Origin of the sequence: Micrococcus sp. APC 4021 (assembly GCF_030407635.1) — a bacterium.
Lineage (GTDB): Bacteria > Actinomycetota > Actinomycetes > Actinomycetales > Micrococcaceae > Micrococcus > Micrococcus luteus.
Genome location: NZ_JASDCZ010000041.1, coordinates 1 through 17,704, shown reverse-complemented (window position 1 = coordinate 17,704; position 17,704 = coordinate 1). Strand labels below are relative to the sequence as shown.

The following is a 17,704-nucleotide window of genomic DNA, read 5'->3' as shown; positions in this document are numbered from 1 at the left end:
ATGGACGATGTGGTCCGCCCCTGCACGCCCGCCGACGAGACCTCGTGGCTGCGGTGCCGCGTGCTCACCTTCCTCCCGCGAACGGAGCCGCCGCGAGATCGTCGCAGCGCGGCGCCGACCCCTGCCCACACGGCCGTGCGCGTCACCCGCCACGTCCGCCCCCTGCGGACAGCCGCCTAACGCGTCCGCGCACCCCTCTACCCTGAGAGCATCGGGCCACCCGACCGCGGCGGCCCAGAGGAGACCATGACTGAGAAGAACCAGCACACCCCCGGCCCCCAGGGCGCCCACGGCTCCGAGGACGAGATCCAGGCCGTGATCGACCGCATCCTGGCCGCCGATGACGCTCGCCGCGCCTCCGGCCGCGAGGCGACCGGGCGCGGCTCCGCGGACAGTGTGGTCGCGGACCACGAGGACGCCCCCGACGCCGGCACCCCGGACCGCTCCGGCGCGCTCGCAGGCCGTGCACTCGCCCTGGACGAGGGCGAGGACGGGCACACGGACGCCGACGGCGACCAGGACGAGCTCGCCGCGCGCCACTCCCTCAAGCGCGTGCAGGGCCTGTCCACCGAGCTCGAGGACATGACCGAGGTCGAGTACCGCCAGCTGCGCCTGGAGCGCGTGGTGCTGGCGGGCGTCTGGACCGAGGGCTCCGCGGAGGATGCGGAGAACTCCCTGCGGGAGCTCGCCGCGCTCGCCGAGACCGCGGGCTCGGAGGTGCTCGACGGCGTCATCCAGCGCCGCGCCACCCCGGACCCGGCCACGTTCCTCGGCAAGGGCAAGGCGCAGGAGCTCGCCGAGATCGTGGCGCTCTCCGGTGCGGACACCGTGGTGGTGGACTCCGAGCTCGCCCCGTCTCAGCGTCGCGCGCTGGAGGACGTGGTGCGGGTGAAGGTGATCGACCGGACCGCGCTGATCCTGGACATCTTCGCCCAGCACGCGAGCTCGCGTGAGGGCCGCGCCCAGGTCGAGCTCGCGCAGCTCGAGTACCTGCTGCCGCGCCTGCGCGGCTGGGGCGAGTCCATGTCCCGGCAGGCCGGCGGCCGTGCCGCCGCCGGCGAGGGCATCGGCTCCCGTGGACCCGGTGAGACCAAGATCGAGCTGGACCGCCGCCGCATCCGCACCCGCATGGCGAAGCTGCGCCGGGACATCGCCGGGATGAAGCCGGCCCGGGAGGCCAAGCGTGCCAACCGTCGTCGCAACCGGGTGCCGTCCGTGGCGATCGCCGGGTACACCAACGCCGGGAAGTCGTCCCTGCTCAACCGCCTCACCCACGCCGGGGTGCTCGTGGAGAACGCCCTGTTCGCCACGCTGGACCCCACCGTGCGCAAGGCCATGACGCCGGACGGCATCGGTTACACCCTCTCGGACACGGTCGGCTTCGTGCGGAACCTGCCCACGCAGCTGGTCGAGGCGTTCCGCTCCACCCTCGAGGAGGTCGCGGACGCGGACGTCATCCTGCACGTCGTGGACGGCTCGCACCCGGATCCCGAGGGCCAGATCGCCGCGGTGCGCTCCGTGTTCGCGGAGGTGGACGCGCACCGGATCCCCGAGATCATCGTGCTGAACAAGGCGGACGCCGCGGACCCGGCCGTCATCGCCCGGATCCGGGCCAAGGAGCCCCACGCCGTGGTGGTCTCCGCGCGCACCGGCGAGGGCATCGACGAGCTCGAGCGCGCCATCGCGGCCACCATCCCGCGGCCTGACGTGCGGCTCGAACTGCTGATCCCGTTCACCCGGGGTGAGCTGGTCTCCCGCCTCCACTCGGCGGACGCGGAGATCCTGGCCGAGGGCTACGAGGAGGGCGGCACCCGCCTGTCCGTGCTGGTCCGTGAGGACATCGCGCCGGACTTCGCCGAGTTCGTCGTGGAGGCGGACGCGTCGTAAGCGACCGGGCGAAGGAAGCCGGGGCGGGCGGCGCGCAGCCACGCACGGAGCACGAGCGCGAGGCGCTGCGCCTCCTGGACGCCGCGGTGCAGGCCACCGGCGGCCAGCACCGCGCGGGTCAGCGGGAGATGGTGCTGCAGGTGGCGCGCGCCCTCGAGTCGCGCCGCCACCTGCTCGTGCAGGCCGGCACCGGCACCGGCAAGTCCCTGGCCTACCTGATCCCCGCGCTCCAGCACGCGATGACGCAGGAGGACCCCGTCGTCGTCGCCACGGCCACGCTCGCACTGCAGGCCCAGATCATGAAGCGGGACGCCCCTCGGCTGGTCGAGGCGCTCAAGGACGAGCTGCCTCGCGAGCCCGTCGTCGCCCTGGTCAAGGGCCGCTCCAACTACCTGTGCCGCCACAAAGTGGACGGCGGCTACCCCGGGGACGAGGGCGAGGAGGCCCTCTTCACGGTCGCCGACGACGGCGGGATGATCGGCTCCGCCACGGACGGCGCCGCCGGGCCCTCCTCCCTGTTGGGCAAGGAGGTCATGTACCTGCGGGCGTGGGCGGACCAGACCGAGACCGGGGACCGCGACGACCTCGAGGTCCCCGTCACCGACCGCGCGTGGCGGCAGGTCTCCGTCTCCGCGGTCGACTGCCTCGGCGCGTCCCGCTGCCCCCAGGCCGAGGAGTGCTTCTCCGAGCGGGCCCGCGCGGACGCGGCGGACGCGGACGTCGTGGTCACCAACCACGCGATGCTCGCCATCAGCGCCTTCGAGGGGCTCGCGGTGCTGCCGGCGTACTCGGCCGTCGTCGTGGACGAGGCCCACGAGCTGCAGGACCGGGTGACCGGTGCGGTCACCGGGCAGCTGTCCGGGTCGATCGTGCACGGCGCCGCCACCTCGCTGCGCCGTCACACCACCGTGGCCGTGGAGGACCTGATCGAAGCCGGGGCGGCCCTGGACCGCGCGTTCACGGACACCCCGTCCGGCCTGATCGCCGCCGGCCCGGACGAGGTGCAGGAGCAGGCCCTCACCGGCGTCCTCACGGCCGCGCGCCAGTGCCTGTCCGACCTCGGCCAGGACAAGGACAAGGAGGCCGATGCCGACGGCGGACGGCAGATGGCGCGCTCGCGGATCCTCGAGGTGCTCGAGGTGGTGGAGCGCATGCTCGCGGCCCGGCCCGAGGCCGACTTCCCCGAGGTGCTGTGGGCCACCCGTCCCGGCCACTTCGAGCCCGGCGTGGGCTGGCAGCCGGGGGACGAGACCGACCCGCCCCAGCTCTACGTGGCCCCGCTCTCGGTGGCCGGCAAGCTGCGGGAGGGCCTGTTCGGCAAGGCGACGACGGTGCTCACCTCCGCCACGCTCACCGTGGGCTCGGGGGAGCGCCGGTTCGACTCGGTGGCCGGCGACGTGGGCCTGGCCGGTCCGGACGCCCCGAAGTTCGAGGCCCTCGACGTCGGCAGCCCCTTCGACTACCCGCGTCAGGGGGTGCTCTACGTGGCCCGGCACCTGCCCCGGCCCGGCCGGACGGCCTCGCCGGAGTCCCTGGATGAGCTCGAGGCGCTCCTGAGGGCGTCGCGGGGTGGGGCCCTCGGCCTGTTCTCCTCGCGCCGGGCGGCCGAGGACGCCGCCGCCGAGATGCGCCGTCGGCTCGGGCCGAAGACCACGATCCTGTGCCAGGGGGACGCGACCCTCTCCGCCCTCGTGCGCCAGTTCGCCGAGGAGCCGGACACGTCCCTGTTCGGCACCATGAGCCTGTGGCAGGGCGTGGACGTGCCGGGGAACTCGCTGCGGCTCGTGGTGATCGACCGCATCCCGTTCCCGCGGCCGGACGACCCGCTCTCCCAGGCCCGGACCCGGGACGTCGCCCGGCACGGCGGCAACGGGTTCATGCGGATCTCCGCCACGCACGCGGCCGTGCGCATGGCCCAGGGCGCCGGGCGCCTCGTGCGCTCCGTGACGGACCGCGGCGTGGTGGCCGTGCTGGACCCCCGCCTGGCCACCGAGCGGTACGGCGGCTACATCACGAGCGCCCTGCCGGACTTCTGGCGCACCACGGACCGCGACGTCGTCCGCGGGGTGCTGGCACGGCTCGCCTCGGGCGATTGACCTCGCTCGGCCTCGGGCCGTCGGCCCGGCCGGAGGGAGCGGGTCAGAGCGAACGCAGGACCGTGACGACCCGCCCCATCACGGTGGCGTGATCGCCGAGGATGGGCTCGTAGGCCGTGTTCTGGGGGAGGAGCCAGGTGTGCCCGTCGCGGCGGCGGAAGGTCTTCACGGTGGCCTCGTCGTCGAGGAGGGCCGCGACGATGTCGCCATTCTCCGCCGTCTCCTGCCGACGCACCACCACCCAGTCGCCGTCGCAGATCGCGGCGTCCACCATCGAGTCGCCCGTGACGCGCAGCATGAACAGCTCGCCCTCGCCCGTAAGGCGTCGCGGGATCGCCATGACGTCCTCGACCTGCTGCTCAGCCAGGACCGGGCCGCCCGCCGCGATGCGGCCGACCCAGGGGACCGGCACGCTGTCCGCCTCGTCCGCACCGGTGTGCCATGCGGGGATCGCGGAGATCCGCGACGACGGCGCAGCGGCGGGGGAGGCGGCCTCACCCAGCGGGGTGCCGTCCACGTCGAGCAGCACCTCGAGGGCACGCGGGCGTCCGGGGTCGCGCCGGATGTAGCCGTGCCGCTCGAGACGGCCCAGCTGGTGCGTGACGGAGGAGAGCGAGGCCAGGCCCGCGGCATCGCCGATCTCGCGCATGGAGGGCGGGTAGCCGTGGTCGGCGATCGCGTCCCGGATGGTCTGCACGATCCGCCGCTGGCGGTCGGTGAGCGGCGCACGCGCCGCCGGCTGATCGTCGGTGGTGCTCATGGCTGCCGTCCGTTCTCCCGGGGGTGATGGTGGCCGGCCTCATGTTCCGGCGTCCGGCTGCCGTCCGGACGCTTACCGTGTCCGCCCCCGCTGGTTGCCTGTGTCCTGGCGATCCCCGGGGGCGTTCCGGGGCGTCCGTGCATGGCCTCGAGCCTAGAGGAGAGCCGCCTCTCCTTCAAAGATATGTTCGATCTGTTCGTGGCGTGTCTCGAACACCTGTGCTAGAAAGGCATTCGAACGGATTCGAACAGATGTTCGATCACCTGGAGGGCATCCGCCCCGGAGGAGGACACCATGACGCTCACCACCGCCCAGTTCGCCGGCTCGCCCGCGACGGCGCGGCCGCGTCCGGCCACCATCCGTCTGACCCGCCGCGGCCGCCTCGTCCTGCGGGGGATCCCCGTGATCGCCGCGGCCGTGGCCGCCACGCTGGCGGCCGCCTTCTTCCTGGGTGTGCTGCTGTCGCCCGCCGCGGTGTCCGCGGACACCGCGGGACCCGCCACCCAGTCCGTCACGGTCATGCCCGGGGACAGCCTGTGGACCATCGCCACCACGGTGGCGCCGGAGGCGGACGTCTACGAGGTGATCGCCACGATCGACGAGCTCAACGGGCTCGAGGGCCGGGCCCCCGCCCCGGGCGAGGAGCTGTTCGTCCCGGCCACGCGGTGACGCACGGCGGGCCTCGCCCTCCAGGGTTCCTAGACTGGCGGCCATGACCGACCTCAGCTCTCTGCCCCTGCGCGAGAACCTCCGCGGCCTGAGCCCCTACGGCGCCCCCCAGCTGGACGTGCCGTACATGCTCAACACCAACGAGAACACGCACCCGGTGCCGGAGGAGGTCGCCACCGCCATCGCCGAGCGGGTCGCGGCCGTCGCCGGGGGGCTGAACCGCTACCCGGACCGCGAGTTCACGGGCCTGCGACGCGCGCTCGCCGGCTACCTCGGCCACGGCCTCACGGCGGACCACGTGTGGGCCGGCAACGGCTCCAACGAGATCCTGCAGCAGATCCTCCAGGCCTTCGGCGGCCCCGGGCGGACACTGCTGAGCTTCCTGCCCTCGTACTCCATGTACCCGCTGCTGGCCGGCGGCACGGACACCGTGTTCGTGGACGGCGGCCGCGCCGCGGACCACACCCTCAGCGCCGAGCACGCGGCGGCCATGGTGCGGGAGCACCGTCCGCACGTCGTCTTCCTGGCCTCCCCCAACAACCCGACGGGCACGGCCCTGGACCTGGCGACCATCGAGGCCGTGTACGCCGCGCAGGCGCAGAACGAGGCCGCCGGCGGGCCCGGCGCGATGGTCGTCGTGGACGAGGCCTACGCGGAGTTCGCCCTCGCCGGCACCCGCTCCGCCCTCACGCTCCTGCCCGGCCGCGAGCGGCTGATCGTCACGCGCACCATGTCCAAGGCGTTCGCCCTGGCCGGCGCGCGCCTGGGCTACCTGGCCGCGGACCCCGCCGTCACCGACGCCCTGCGCCTGGTGCGCCTGCCGTACCACCTCTCCGCGGTCACGCAGGCCACGGCGGAGGCCGCCCTCGACCACGTGGACGCGCTGCTGCGCACCGTGGAGGACATCAAGGCCCAGCGCGACCGCATCGTCTCCACCCTGCGCGGCCTGGGACTGAGGCCCTCGGTGTCCGACTCGAACTTCGTCTTCTTCGGTCACCTCGAGGACGCGTCCGACGTGTGGGGCCGACTGCTCGACCGCGGCGTGCTCGTGCGGGACGTCGGCATCCCGCACCACCTGCGCGTCACCGCCGGCACCGAGCCGGAGACGACGGCGTTCCTCACCGCTCTCGAGGAGGTCCTCGGCGAGACCGGGCACCGGTCCTGAGGCGTCACCGGAGTCGCGGTGTCCGCCCGGCTCCCTAGGATGGGGACAGCGCGCGCGGCGCCCCGGCCCGCCGGCACCGGCCGCGCGCACCCGCATCCCCCGCACCCGTCCCGGACCGGTGCGGCCCCAGCCCGAGGAGGACCCGTGGCAGCCGAGCTGATCTCCGGACGCCGTGCGCGCATGACGCGCACCACGAGCGAGTCGGACGTGTACGTCGAGATGGATCTGGACGGCACCGGCCGTGCTGAGATCTCCACCACCGTGCCGTTCTACGACCACATGCTCACCGCGCTGTCCCGGCACTCCCAGATCGACCTGACGGTCCGTGCCACCGGGGACACGCACATCGACGTGCACCACACGGTCGAGGACGTCGCCATCACCCTGGGCGAGGTGCTCAAGACCGCGCTCGGGGACAAGTCCGGCATCCGCCGCTTCGGCGAGGCGTCCGTGCCGCTGGACGAGGCGCTGGCGCGCGCCGTCGTCGACGTCTCCGGCCGGCCGTACCTCGTGCACGAGGGCGAGCCCGAGGGGCAGCAGTACCACCTCATCGGCGGGCACTTCACCGGTTCCATGACCCGCCATGTGTTCGAGTCGATCACGTACCACGCGGCGATCTGCCTCCACATGGACGTCGTGCGGGGCCGGGATCCTCACCACATCGTCGAGGCGCAGTTCAAGGCCTTCGCCCGCGCCCTGCGCGCCGCCGTCGAGGACGACCCCCGCATGACCGGCGTGCCCTCCACCAAGGGCGCCCTCTGATGGCCCGCCCCACCACCGTCCCCGGTGTGCGGCCGCGCGTCGCCGTCCTGGACTACGGCTCGGGCAACGTGCACTCGGCGCTGCGTGCCGTGGAGCGGGCCGGCGCGGAGGTCGAGCTCACGCGCGATCCGCAGGCCGTGCAGGAGGCCGACGGGCTGCTCGTGCCCGGTGTCGGGGCGTACGCGTCCGTGATGCGGGCACTGACCGAGGTCGGCGGCACCCGCTGGATCGGCCGCCGCGTGGCCGGGGGCCGACCCGTCCTCGGCATCTGCGTGGGCCACCAGATCCTCTTCGACGCCGGCGTCGAGCACGGCGAGCGCACCGCGGGCATGGGGGAGTGGCCGGGTGTCGTCGCCGAGCTGCCCGCCGAGGTCCTGCCGCACATGGGCTGGAACACCGTCCGGCCGCCCGAGGGCAGCGCCCTCTTCGCGGGCATCGAGGACGAGCGGTTCTACTTCGTCCACTCCTACGGCGTGCTCGAATGGGAGTTCGACCAGACGATCTCCGCCATGCGTCCGCCCCAGGTCACCTGGGCGCACCACGGCGCGGACTTCATCGCCGCCGTGGAGAACGGCCCCCTGTCCGCCACGCAGTTCCACCCCGAGAAGTCCGGGGATGCCGGTCTGCAGCTGCTGCGCAACTGGCTGGAGACCCTCTGATGCCCTACTGGTCCGTCCTGTACCTCGCCCTCGGCGGGCTGCTGCTCGGCGCCGCCTGGTCCATGCGCACGCAGAAGGCGCCGCTGTGGGCCATCGTGATCGTCCTCGTGCTGGCCGGCATGGCCATCGCCGCCTCCTTCCTGACCGTCGGCGCCTGATCGCGCCGGCCGCCCACCCGAGAGGAACCCCATGACCCCGAACGCCCCCGCACTCGAGCTGCTGCCCGCCGTCGACGTCCAGGACGGCCAGGCCGTCCGCCTCGTCCAGGGCGAGGCCGGCAGCGCCACCTCGTACGGCGACCCGGTGACCGCCGCCCTGGACTGGCAGCGCGCCGGCGCGGAGTGGATCCACCTCGTGGACCTGGACGCCGCCTTCGGCCGCGGTGACAACCGCGAGGTCATGCGCCGTGTGGTGGAGGAGATCGGCGTGAAGATCGAGCTGTCCGGCGGCATCCGCGACGACGCCTCGCTCGAGAACGCCCTCGAGATGGGTGCGGCGCGCGTGAACCTGGGCACCGCCGCCCTCGAGGACCCGGACTGGACCGCGCGCGTCATCGAGCGCTTCGCCGACCGGGTGGCCGTGGGCCTCGACGTGCGCGGCACCACGCTCGCCGCCCGCGGCTGGACCAAGGAGGGCGGCGACCTCTGGGAGGTGCTCGCCCGCCTCGAGGATGCCGGCTGCGCCCGCTACGTGGTCACCGACGTCACGAAGGACGGCACGCTCAAGGGGCCGAACACGGAGCTGCTCGCCCAGGTCTGCGCGAAGACCGCGAAGCCGGTCGTCGCCTCGGGCGGCATCTCCTCCCTCGAGGACGTTGCCGCGCTCGCGGCCATGACCGGCCAGGGCGTCGAGGGCGCGATCATGGGCAAGGCGCTGTACGCCGGCCGCTTCAGCCTGGAGCAGGCGCTGGCCGTTGCCGGCGGCGCCACGGTGGAGCAGGCGCGCTCCGAGCAGCCCGGCCCGGTCGCCCCGTGACGGGCTCGCACGACGACGGCGGCCTGGCCCGCGACGAGGGGCTCGGTCCGATCGACGAGACGGTCGCGGTGCCGCACCCGGCGGCCCGGGAGCTGCCGGGGCACATCCGAGCCGCACTCGACCGCATGCGGGAGAAGACCGCGGGCGAGAACACCGCGGACACCGCGGGCGTCCCGTGGCAGGGCCGTGACCTCTCCGGCCCCGGCGTGGACGGCTCCGCGAACCCGTTGCACGTGTTCGACGAGGACGACGGCACCAGCCCGGCCGAGTGGACCGCCGTCATGGCGGCCCTGACGGACGGCTCCGCCGGTGAGCGGGAGGTGACGGAGGTGCTCGCGCGCATCCGCGTGTTCGCCGCCGTCGTGCCCACCCTTGCCGTGGACGAGGACGACGTCCACGACCACACCGGTCACGAGCACGACGTCGCGGCGCACGGGGACAAGGCCGCGGACGTGGCCCTCGTGACCATGCGCGCGCCGGACGGCCGGCAGGCGCTGCCGGTGTTCACGAACGTGCCCGCGCTGACGGCATGGAACCCGGTCGCCCGACCCGTGGCCGTGTGGCTGCCGCGTGCCTGCCTGTCCGCCGTGGACGAGGGCTGTGAGCTCGTCGTCATCGACGCCGGCGCCGAGCACACGTACGTGGTGCGACGCCCGGCCGTGTGGTCGCTCGCCCAGCAGAAGGAGTGGACCCCCGCCTATCGGGACCAGGAGATCGCGGACGAGATCGCCCAGGTCGCCGACCTGGTCCCGAACCTGCTCAACCTGGGCCTCGCCCCCGGGTCGGGGGTGGCCACGCACACGGGCTCCGGCGCGGTGATGAACGGAGGCGGGGCCGGGCCCGAGCTGCAGATCGTCGCGATGCCCACCCGGGACGCCGACGCGACCGGGGTGCGCCTGATGACGGCCACGCTCAAGACCCTCCTGGCGGACCTGCCGGTGCTGGCCGAGCGGGCCGACTCGGTGGAGATCACGGTCCGCCGACCCTGATCGGTCGCCCGGCCTGTCCGGTACCGTTGAGGGGGAGGGGAGGGCCCGTGGTGGCCCCACCCCATCCTGGAGGCCGTGCGCCGCGCGCCGGCCCCATGCCTCCCATCCTCCGAGGAGTACCCATGAGAACCAGAACCTTGACCGGCGTCGCCACCGCGGCGCTGGGCGCGGTGGTGGTGGCCGGTGCCGGCCCCGCCCTCGCGCAGACCACGCTCACCCAGGGCTCGGCGATCACCGCGCCGGCCGGGGCGTGCAGTCTGACCATCGTCGACGACGCCACCGCCTACACCGCGGCCCACTGTGGTGCGGGCCAATGGCAGATCGGCTCGACCGTCCGCGACGTCGACGGCACCGCGATCGGCACCGTCTCGGCACTGCCCGGCGATTCGGGCGTGGACGCGGTCCGCGTGGCCCTGGCCGACGACGTCGACGTCGTGGGCGACTGGTCCACGCGGCCGGCCTCGTCCATCGGTGTGGGCGAGACCGTCTACACCCACGGCTCGTCCGTGCCGCTGGGCGCGCCGAACACCGTGTCCCACACGCAGACCTTCGAGGCCGCCACGGTCTGCGACGACGCGTACGCGGATCAGGTTGCCCTCGACACCGCCTCGACCTACGCCGGCGACTCGGGCGGGGCCGTCTATGACGCCCAGCAGCGGGTGGTCGGGGTCATCTCGGGCATCGCCCCGGTGACCTTCGACGCCGAGGGCAACGTGGTGGGCTGCGACGCCCAGGCGATGTCCTCGATCATGGTCCCGGTCGAGTCCCTCGACGCGCTGGACGCCTCCGCGGCGCCCGCCGCCGAGACCGCCGCGGCCGCGGAGACCGCTCCGGCCGCCGAGACCGCCCCGGCGATCGCCGACGTCGCGGGCCCCGTGGCCGACGAGGACCTGCCCACCGGCGGCGAGCCCGCCGTGGACGAGTCCGAGCTGACCGAGTTCACGCCGGCTGAGGAGGAGGCCATCGCGGCCGAGCTCAAGGCCCGCGCCGAGGCCGCCGCGGAGGAGGAGGCCGCCGAGGCGGCCCCCGCTGCTGAGGCCCCGGTCGCCGAGGCCGCTGCGCCGGGCGTGACCGACGTCGTGGCCGCGCCCGCCGAGGGTGTCGCCTACGGCACCCAGGTGGTCGCGCAGACGGATCAGGGCGGCTTCGCCTCCGTCACCGTCACGGCCTACGACGCCGACGGCACGGTCCTCGGCCAGGACGGCCTGGACCTCACCGGCGAGTACCGCGCCTGGCTGCCCGTGCCGGCCGAGGTGCCCGCGGGCGGCTCCGTGGTGGTCACCGTGGTCGACGCCGCCGGCGCCGCCACGGACGCCACCGTGACCCTGGGCGGTCAGCTGGTCGGCTGATCGATTCCGCCCCGAACGACACGACGAGGCCCGGTGATCCCGCACGGATCACCGGGCCTCGTCACGTCCCGGGGCGGCCCCGGCCAGGTGGGGACGCGGTCAGCACAGCCCCTCGAGCCGCCGCCCCAGGCGGGAGAAGATCCGGGTGAGGGACTCCGCCTCGCCCGGCGCCAGGTCGCCGAGGAAGAGCTCGTCCACCTGCCGGGCGTGCTCGATCGCGGCGCGCCGGAAGGCGGACCGGCCCTCGTCGGTGAGGACGGCCTCGAAGCCCCGCCGGTCACAGGCCACCGGGCGGCGGTCGATCAGGCCGCGGGCCACGAGCGTCTTCACCTGGTAGGTGATGCGCGACGGGGAGAAGACCATCCGGGACGCCAGCTCTCCCAGCCGGAGCCGGCCCTCGGGGGACTCGTAGAGGAGCAGCAGCAGGTTGTAGTCGGCCAGCGACATGCCGCAGTCCTGCTTCAGGCGGCGCTCCACCACCTCCGTGAGCATCTGGGTGGCCTCGAAGTAGGCGCGCCAGGCGCGCTTGGGCGGGTCCACCGGGCGGTGCGCCTCCGATGCGGAGCCGAACCAGCCGCCGTCGGGCTCCGCCGGCGCCGCGTCCTGCGCGGCGGGCTCAGGGGCCGGGGTTGAGGAGCTGCTCAAAGGGGGTCACCTCCAGGTCGATGTCCGCGGGCGCGGCGGCGCGTGCCCGCGGGGGGCGGCTCAGGGTGATCTCGGCCAGGTCGCGTCCGGCGGCCCGGATGCGGGACTGCAGCGGGTCGGTCCGCATCGAGGCCTGCACGCCGGCCGCCTCGCCCCAGTCGTCCGAGGCCGCGAAGACCGCGGTCGGCACGATGCGGGCCTTGAGGTAGGCGAACAGCGGCCGCATGGCGGTGTCGATCATGAGCGAGTGGCGGGCGGTGCCGCCGGTGGCGCCGAGGAGCACGGGCACCCCGACGACGGACGTGGGCTCCGCGAGGTCCCAGAAGGACTTGAACAGGCCCGAGTAGGAGGCCTTGTACGTGGGCGAGACCGCGATGACGGCGTCGGCCTGGGCGACCTCGTCCAGGGCGGCGCGCAGGGCCGGGGAGATGGCGAAGGTCACCAGGGCCTGCGCGATGTCCACGGCGAGCTCCCGCAGCGTGATCAGGTGGATCTGCGGGACCACGCCGTGCTCGGAGAGCGCCGCCGAGGCGGACTCCGCCATGCGTTCGGCGAGCATGCGGGTCTGGGACGGGTCCCCGGACCCGCCGGAGACCACGGCGAGGTGCCGGGCCTGCGGCGTGAACGGGGCGGAGGCATCGGGGGCGCCGGGGGTGGTCACTGCGCGGCACCGCCCTTCGCGGCATCGGCGGTGGCGCGCTGCTCGGCGGCCGCCGCGCGGTCGAGCTGGGCCTGCGATCCCTCCTTGCCGCCGGGCACGGGAGCCTCGCCGCGGCGGGCGCGTGCCACGAGGAACTCGTGGGTCGGGGCCGCCGGGACGTCGTCCGGCTTCAGAGCGTCGAACTCCTTGCGCAGCACGGGCAGGACCTCCTCGCCGAAGAGGTCGATCTGCCGCAGGACGGTGTCCGTGGGCAGGCCGGCGTGGTCGATGAGGAACATCTGACGCTGGTAGTCGCCCACCCAGTCGCGGAACGTGAGCGTGCGCTCGATGACCTGCTGCGGCGAGCCGACCGTCAGGGGCGTCATCCTCGAGAAGTCCTCGAGGGACGGGCCGTGGCCGTAGACCGGCGCGTTGTCGAAGTAGGGGCGGAACTCCGCCACGGCGTCCTGCGAGTTCTTCGCCATGTAGGCCTGGCCGCCCAGGGCCACGTACGCCTGATGGGCCTTGCCGTGGCCGTAGTACTCGTAGCGCTGGCGGTACAGGCGCACCATCTGGATGACGTGCTCCTTGTTCCAGAAGATGTTGTTGTGGAAGTAGCCGTCGCCGTAGTAGGCGGCCTGCTCGGCGATCTCGGGGGAGCGGATGGAGCCGTGCCACACGAAGGGGGCGACGCCGTCCAGGGGCTGCGGGGTGAGGGTGAAGTCCTGCAGCGGGGTGCGGTGGTTGCCGCTCCAGTCCACGGTCTCCTCATGCCACAGGCGGTAGAGGAGGTTGTAGTTCTCCACGGCGAGTTGGATGCCCTGGCGGATGTCCTTGCCGAACCACGGGTACACGGGGCCGGTGTTGCCGCGGCCCATCGTCAGGTCCACGCGACCGTCGGCGAGGTGCTGCAGGTACGCGTAGTCCTCGGCCAGACGCACCGGGTCCATGGTGGTGATCAGGGTCGTCGCCGTGGAGAGCTGGAGGGTCTCGGTCTGCGCGGCCAGGTAGGCCAGCAGCGTGGGCGGGTTGCCCGGGGCCACGAAGGGCGGGTTGTGGTGCTGGCCGGTCGCGAACACCTCGAAGCCCGCCTGCTCGGCGTGGCGGGCGATCTTGACGGTGTCCTTGATCCGCTGATGCTCGGTGGGGGCGGTCCCGTTCGTCGGATCGGCGGTGATGTCGCCGATCGTGAAGACGCCGAACTGCATGGTGTGCTCCTCAGTGTGCCCGGGGGCGGGTCTCACGGTGCCGGCCGCGCCGTCGCCGTGTTCTTCAAAAATGAACTATAGCGCACAACGAACCGTCCGGTACTGGATATTCCGCAGGGCCCGACACGGCAGACTGGTCCCATGAGCCCCGCCTTCGACGCCGGTCGCCTCGCCCACACGGACGTCCTCATCCTGCAGCAGGTGACGAGCTTCCTGTCCAACGACATCCAGGTGACGGACCCGGACGGGCGCACCGTCGTCTCGGTGGTCACTACGGGCGGGGGCCTGGGCCGAATGCTGATGGGGAACCGCAGCTTCGACGTGGTCGACGGTGACGACGGCCGCGTGCTCTTCCGCCTCGCCGACCCGGCCACGTTCGGCCGCGACCGCTTCGCGATCCTGGACGCCGACGGGCTGCCCCTGGCCCACCTCGTCCGCCAGTTCGCGTTCCTGCGGACGTCCGTGAACGTCGAGGTCGTGGACGGCACGTGCTTCGCGGTGACCGGCGACCTGTGGGACCACGACTACGCCATGACCGTGGGCCAGCAGCCGATCGCCCGCGTGACCGCGCGGTTCGGAGGCGTCATGAACGCCCTGGCCGGGCGCTCGCGGTACGAGATGCGCCTGGACCCCGGCATGCCGCCCGTGGTGCGCTGCGCCGTGCTCGGCACGGCCATCGCCCTCGACCTGATCCGGGCCAAGGACCGGCGCAGCAACGGCTGAGTCCGCCGAGCGCGCGGCCGTCTCGACGGCGCCTCCGGGGCGTGCCTTGACCCCTCCCGTAGGATTCGACGGTGGACTTCGGAGCGTACGGACGGCTGTTGCAGGACCCTCGGATCCGCCATCTGCTGGCGGTGGGGTTCATCGCCCGCTTCCCGCACACCGCGGCCGGGGTGATCCTCACCCTCCACGTGGCTCTCACGCTGGGCCTGGGCTACGGCCAGGCCGGCCTGGCCGGGGCGGCGATGACGCTGGGCATCGCGGTGGGCTCGCCGTGGCGGGGCCGCGTGGTGGACGCGAAGGGGCTGCGCCGTGCACTGTTGCCTTCCGTGATCGCGGAGGCGGTGATCTGGCCGATCGTCCCGTGGCTGCCGTTCTGGCCGATGCTCCTGGCCGTGTTCCTGGGCGGCGTGTTCTCACTGCCGATCTTCTCCGTCGTCCGGCAGGGACTCGGCGTGCTCACCCACGGCAAGGACCGGCAGACGGCGTTTGCCCTGGACTCCATCGTCACGGAGACGATCTTCATGATGGGCCCGGCGCTGGGCGCCGTCGTCGCGGCCACGTGGTCGAGTGCCCTCGGCCTGACCATCGTCGGCCTCTCCAGCGCGCTGGGCGGCATCCTGCTGATGTGGTTCAACCCGCCGACACGGTCGAGTCAGCTGGCCGTCGTCGGACCGGCGACCGAGGATCCCTACACCGAGGAGCAGGACCGTCAGGAGGCGATCGCCCAGGCGGTGACCGCCGCGCCCATGCACGTGGAGATGGCCGCCCCCAGCCTGGCCACCGGCGCGCTGCCGGCCATTACGGAGGCCATCCCCCTCGTCACCGGGTCGCTGCCCGTCATCGCCGCGGACGGCTCCGGGCCGACGACGGCGCCGCGCCGGGCCCGGGCCGAGCGGCTGCGGCAGTGGCGGCGGAGCCACTTCTCCTGGGTTGGGTCGGAGGTGCTCGGCGTGCTCGTGGTGTCGATGGCGGCCGGGATCGTCATGGTCGGCACCGAGGTCTCGATGGTGGCCGAGCTGGAGTCGCAGGGCGCCGCGGCGTCGGTGGGTCTGGTGTACGCGTTCTGGTGCGGTGCCTCCGCCGTGGGCGGGCTCTTCTATGGGGCCTGGGGCCGCCAGGTGCACCCGTACCTGCTGATGGCGCTGTTCGCCGTGGCGACGGTGCCGCTCGCGCTCGTGGACGGGGTGTGGGCGCTCGCGCTGGCCTCGATCCCCTCCGGCCTGCTGACGGCGCCGACCCTGGCCTCGGCCTCGTCCCGGCTCTCGCACCTCGTGGAGGAGGAGCGGCGTGGCGAGGCGATGGGCTTCTACGGCTCGGCCATGACCGCGGGCGCCGCGATGGGCGCCCCGCTGGCCGGCGTGTTCATCGACGGCGTCGCCCCGTCCGCGGGCTACGTGTTCGCGGCGGCCGCGGGCTTCGTGCTCGTGCTGCTGGCCGCCCTGGCGACGGTGGCGCGCGGACGGCGCTCCGCCTGAGCCGGGCCTGCTCCGCGGGTCAGGCCAGGAGCTCGTGGATGCGGCGGACCAGCACGGCGGTGAGGTCCGCGTCGAAGTCCGCGGTGGAGGAGTCCATGAACAGGTGCCGGTCCGTGTCGTACTCGAAGAGGTCGGCGGGGCGGTCCGGGTGCTCGGCGGTGGCCGCGTAGGAGCGGGCGGTCTCGAGGTCGCCCTCGAGGGCCCAGGGGTCGCGGGTGCCGAGGTGGATCTGCAGGGCGGTGTGGGGCTGCCAGAGCGGGGCGTAGGCGTCGAGGGCCAGGGCGCCGGCCATGGCGATGCACGCGCGGAAGCCGGGGACCACCTGGGCGGCACGCCAGGCGGGCATCACGCCCATGCTGATGCCGGCGACGACGGAGGCCTCCTGGTGCTCGGCACACGCCCGCATGCCGCGCCGGCCGATCTCCTCGAAGCCGATGTGCTGGGCGTGGGCGACGCCCTCGTCCACGGTGGCGAAGGTGCGGCCGTCGTAGAGGTCAGGGGTGTGGACGGTGTGACCGCCGCCGGCGATCTGTTCGGCGAGCGCGCGCACGCCGTCTGTGAGACCGAGGGCGTGGTGGAAGAGGACGATCTGCGCCATGGGTTAGAGCGTAGACCGCGGTGAGCGGCTGCCCCAGAGTGCGGGTGGGTGATCGGGGGCGAAGAAGTGAGGTGGCTCCGTCTTCAGCCGCGGGCGAGTTGGCGCTCATTGCGTGGAGGGCAAGCGCAGTGCTTCCCTGACCGGTGCCCTGGGTTCTCGTCGCTGTGACCCCAGGACAGCACCGTCTCAGTCTTCACGTCGCGCGGGCGGAGACTGCGCGGGCGAGCGGCGAGGAATCTTCTGCATGAGTGCCGAGCCACTCGTGCGATCGGTCACGGGGCCGCTCGAGGTACGAGCGGGCAGCGGCCTCCTCGCCCCATCCGTCCTGCGACCTCCAGGACGTCATCGCCGGACGATGCCGCGGCCGCTTCGGACGTACGGCGACGAAGGGGCGCCATGTCTGGCTGCTCCCGGTGCGCTCGCCCGTGACGTCCACGCGGCATCGCCGTCAGTGCGGTCACGCCGGGGCGGGAGACGCGAGCTGGCAGGGCATGCCGGGTTCGGGGACGGCGGGACTGATGTGCACGGCCCGCCCCGGCAGGGGCTCGACCTCGGTCAGCCGGGGCCAGACGAGCCGGTGCTCGGCGTTCGTCCCGGCCGGCACGAAGAATCGATGGGGCAGGTGCAGCAGCAGCCGGCCCGTCGCCAGCTCGCGGCCGCCGAACACCGCCAACCGCAGCCCGGCGGCCGCCGGACGGCCGAGCCAGTCGTGCACGTCCTCCTCGACCGTGCGGTAGGTGTCCCCGACGCGCAGGCCGGACCACGCGTTCCAGCCCGTGATCACTGCCGTGCCGCCGGCGGCCGCGAGCTCGCGCAGGCGGGCCAGGACGGCCTCCCCGGCACCCTCGGAGTCCGGGGTCAGCACCGGCGTCCCGGACCGCGCGGCCGTCGCGGCCTCCCCGGTGCCGTCCAGCACGGCCACCGGCCGGCCGCTGCGCATCGCCACCTCGACGACGGCGGCCAGCGTCTCCGCGCGACCGCCCGCGGCCTCGACGATCCATGCCGTGCGTCCCTCCGCGCCGGTCGGCCACCGCCAGGGACGGTGCCGGCCGTGGGCCGCGTCGTCGAGCAGGGCCAGGGCCGTGGCCTCGGCCCGGCGAGCGC

Annotated in this window: 17 protein-coding genes and 1 pseudogene; 12 read left to right on the top strand and 6 right to left on the bottom strand. The window is 73.6% G+C overall.

The annotated features are described in order from the left end of the window. The first annotated feature begins 246 nt into the window (after positions 1-246). Positions 247-1,887 (top strand): GTPase HflX, encoded by a 1,641-nt coding sequence (gene hflX, locus QL983_RS05510; protein WP_144879083.1) that lies wholly within the window; start codon positions 247-249, stop codon positions 1,885-1,887. An 86-nt stretch (positions 1,888-1,973) separates the two neighbouring features. After that, positions 1,974-3,983, top strand: a complete 2,010-nt coding sequence (locus QL983_RS05505; RefSeq protein ID WP_290151680.1) for an ATP-dependent DNA helicase — start codon at positions 1,974-1,976, stop codon at positions 3,981-3,983. A gap of 43 nt (positions 3,984-4,026) precedes the next feature. Here QL983_RS05505 and lexA read toward each other — a convergent pair whose 3' ends face one another. Further along, positions 4,027-4,743, bottom strand: coding sequence for a transcriptional repressor LexA (lexA, locus tag QL983_RS05500; RefSeq protein WP_098093236.1), 717 nt, complete (start codon positions 4,741-4,743; stop codon positions 4,027-4,029). Between the two features lie 294 nt (positions 4,744-5,037). Here lexA and QL983_RS05495 point away from each other — a divergent pair, with 294 nt between their 5' ends. The 8 genes from QL983_RS05495 to QL983_RS05460 all read left to right on the top strand — a co-directional run bounded on the left by QL983_RS05495 (position 5,038) and on the right by QL983_RS05460 (position 11,311). Further along, the gene (locus tag QL983_RS05495; RefSeq protein ID WP_020628151.1) at positions 5,038-5,412 is read left to right on the top strand and encodes a LysM peptidoglycan-binding domain-containing protein; all 375 of its coding nucleotides are present in this window, start codon (positions 5,038-5,040) and stop codon (positions 5,410-5,412) included. 43 nt (positions 5,413-5,455) lie between these two features. After that, positions 5,456-6,577: a histidinol-phosphate transaminase gene (locus QL983_RS05490; protein WP_036314000.1), complete on the top strand. Its 1,122-nt coding sequence runs from the start codon at positions 5,456-5,458 to the stop codon at positions 6,575-6,577. Positions 6,578-6,757: 180 nt separating this feature from the next. Beyond that, complete coding sequence (gene hisB / locus QL983_RS05485; protein ID WP_152743305.1) at positions 6,758-7,339, top strand: imidazoleglycerol-phosphate dehydratase HisB; 582 nt, start codon at positions 6,758-6,760, stop codon at positions 7,337-7,339. Beyond that, entirely contained in the window at positions 7,339-7,998 is a 660-nt protein-coding gene (hisH, locus tag QL983_RS05480) for an imidazole glycerol phosphate synthase subunit HisH (protein WP_004167703.1), read from the top strand. Before hisB ends, hisH begins: the two co-directional genes overlap by 1 nt. Beyond that, positions 7,998-8,156, top strand: a complete 159-nt coding sequence (locus QL983_RS05475; protein WP_004167696.1) for a hypothetical protein — start codon at positions 7,998-8,000, stop codon at positions 8,154-8,156. Before hisH ends, QL983_RS05475 begins: the two co-directional genes overlap by 1 nt. Positions 8,157-8,187: 31 nt before the next feature. After that, complete coding sequence (gene priA, locus QL983_RS05470) at positions 8,188-8,973, top strand: bifunctional 1-(5-phosphoribosyl)-5-((5-phosphoribosylamino)methylideneamino)imidazole-4-carboxamide isomerase/phosphoribosylanthranilate isomerase PriA (RefSeq protein ID WP_036313998.1); 786 nt, start codon at positions 8,188-8,190, stop codon at positions 8,971-8,973. Next, entirely contained in the window at positions 8,970-9,962 is a 993-nt protein-coding gene (locus QL983_RS05465) for an SseB family protein (RefSeq protein ID WP_122054167.1), read from the top strand. The genes priA and QL983_RS05465 overlap by 4 nt, the downstream gene beginning before the upstream one ends. 122 nt (positions 9,963-10,084) lie before the next feature. Next, the gene (locus QL983_RS05460; RefSeq protein ID WP_223247523.1) at positions 10,085-11,311 is read left to right on the top strand and encodes a trypsin-like serine protease; all 1,227 of its coding nucleotides are present in this window, start codon (positions 10,085-10,087) and stop codon (positions 11,309-11,311) included. A gap of 99 nt (positions 11,312-11,410) precedes the next feature. On the opposite strand, the gene QL983_RS05455 is transcribed toward QL983_RS05460, so the two are convergent. Genes QL983_RS05455 through QL983_RS05445 form a run of 3 tightly spaced genes read right to left on the bottom strand, consistent with a single transcriptional unit; the run spans position 11,411 to position 13,804 of the window. Further along, complete coding sequence (locus QL983_RS05455) at positions 11,411-11,956, bottom strand: MarR family transcriptional regulator (RefSeq protein WP_020628146.1); 546 nt, start codon at positions 11,954-11,956, stop codon at positions 11,411-11,413. Next, positions 11,928-12,617, bottom strand: a complete 690-nt coding sequence (locus QL983_RS05450) for an FMN reductase (RefSeq protein ID WP_020628145.1) — start codon at positions 12,615-12,617, stop codon at positions 11,928-11,930. The genes QL983_RS05455 and QL983_RS05450 overlap by 29 nt, the downstream gene beginning before the upstream one ends. Further along, positions 12,614-13,804: an LLM class flavin-dependent oxidoreductase gene (locus tag QL983_RS05445; protein ID WP_036313995.1), complete on the bottom strand. Its 1,191-nt coding sequence runs from the start codon at positions 13,802-13,804 to the stop codon at positions 12,614-12,616. The genes QL983_RS05450 and QL983_RS05445 overlap by 4 nt, the downstream gene beginning before the upstream one ends. Before the next feature lie 141 nt (positions 13,805-13,945). On the opposite strand from QL983_RS05445, the gene QL983_RS05440 reads away from it, so the two are divergent. Continuing rightward, on the top strand, positions 13,946-14,527 hold the full coding sequence (locus tag QL983_RS05440; protein ID WP_036313994.1) for a hypothetical protein: 582 nt from the start codon (positions 13,946-13,948) through the stop codon (positions 14,525-14,527). 71 nt (positions 14,528-14,598) lie between these two features. After that, on the top strand, positions 14,599-16,002 hold the full coding sequence (locus QL983_RS05435; RefSeq protein ID WP_036313991.1) for an MFS transporter: 1,404 nt from the start codon (positions 14,599-14,601) through the stop codon (positions 16,000-16,002). 19 nt (positions 16,003-16,021) lie between these two features. Here the strand turns inward: QL983_RS05435 and QL983_RS05430 are convergent, their stop codons facing one another. Both QL983_RS05430 and QL983_RS05425 read right to left on the bottom strand, forming a co-directional pair. Continuing rightward, positions 16,022-16,600 (bottom strand): dienelactone hydrolase family protein, encoded by a 579-nt coding sequence (locus tag QL983_RS05430; protein ID WP_036313989.1) that lies wholly within the window; start codon positions 16,598-16,600, stop codon positions 16,022-16,024. Positions 16,601-17,057: 457 nt separating this feature from the next. Further along, positions 17,058-17,704: pseudogene (locus tag QL983_RS05425) on the bottom strand (cell division protein FtsK); the annotation flags it as partial.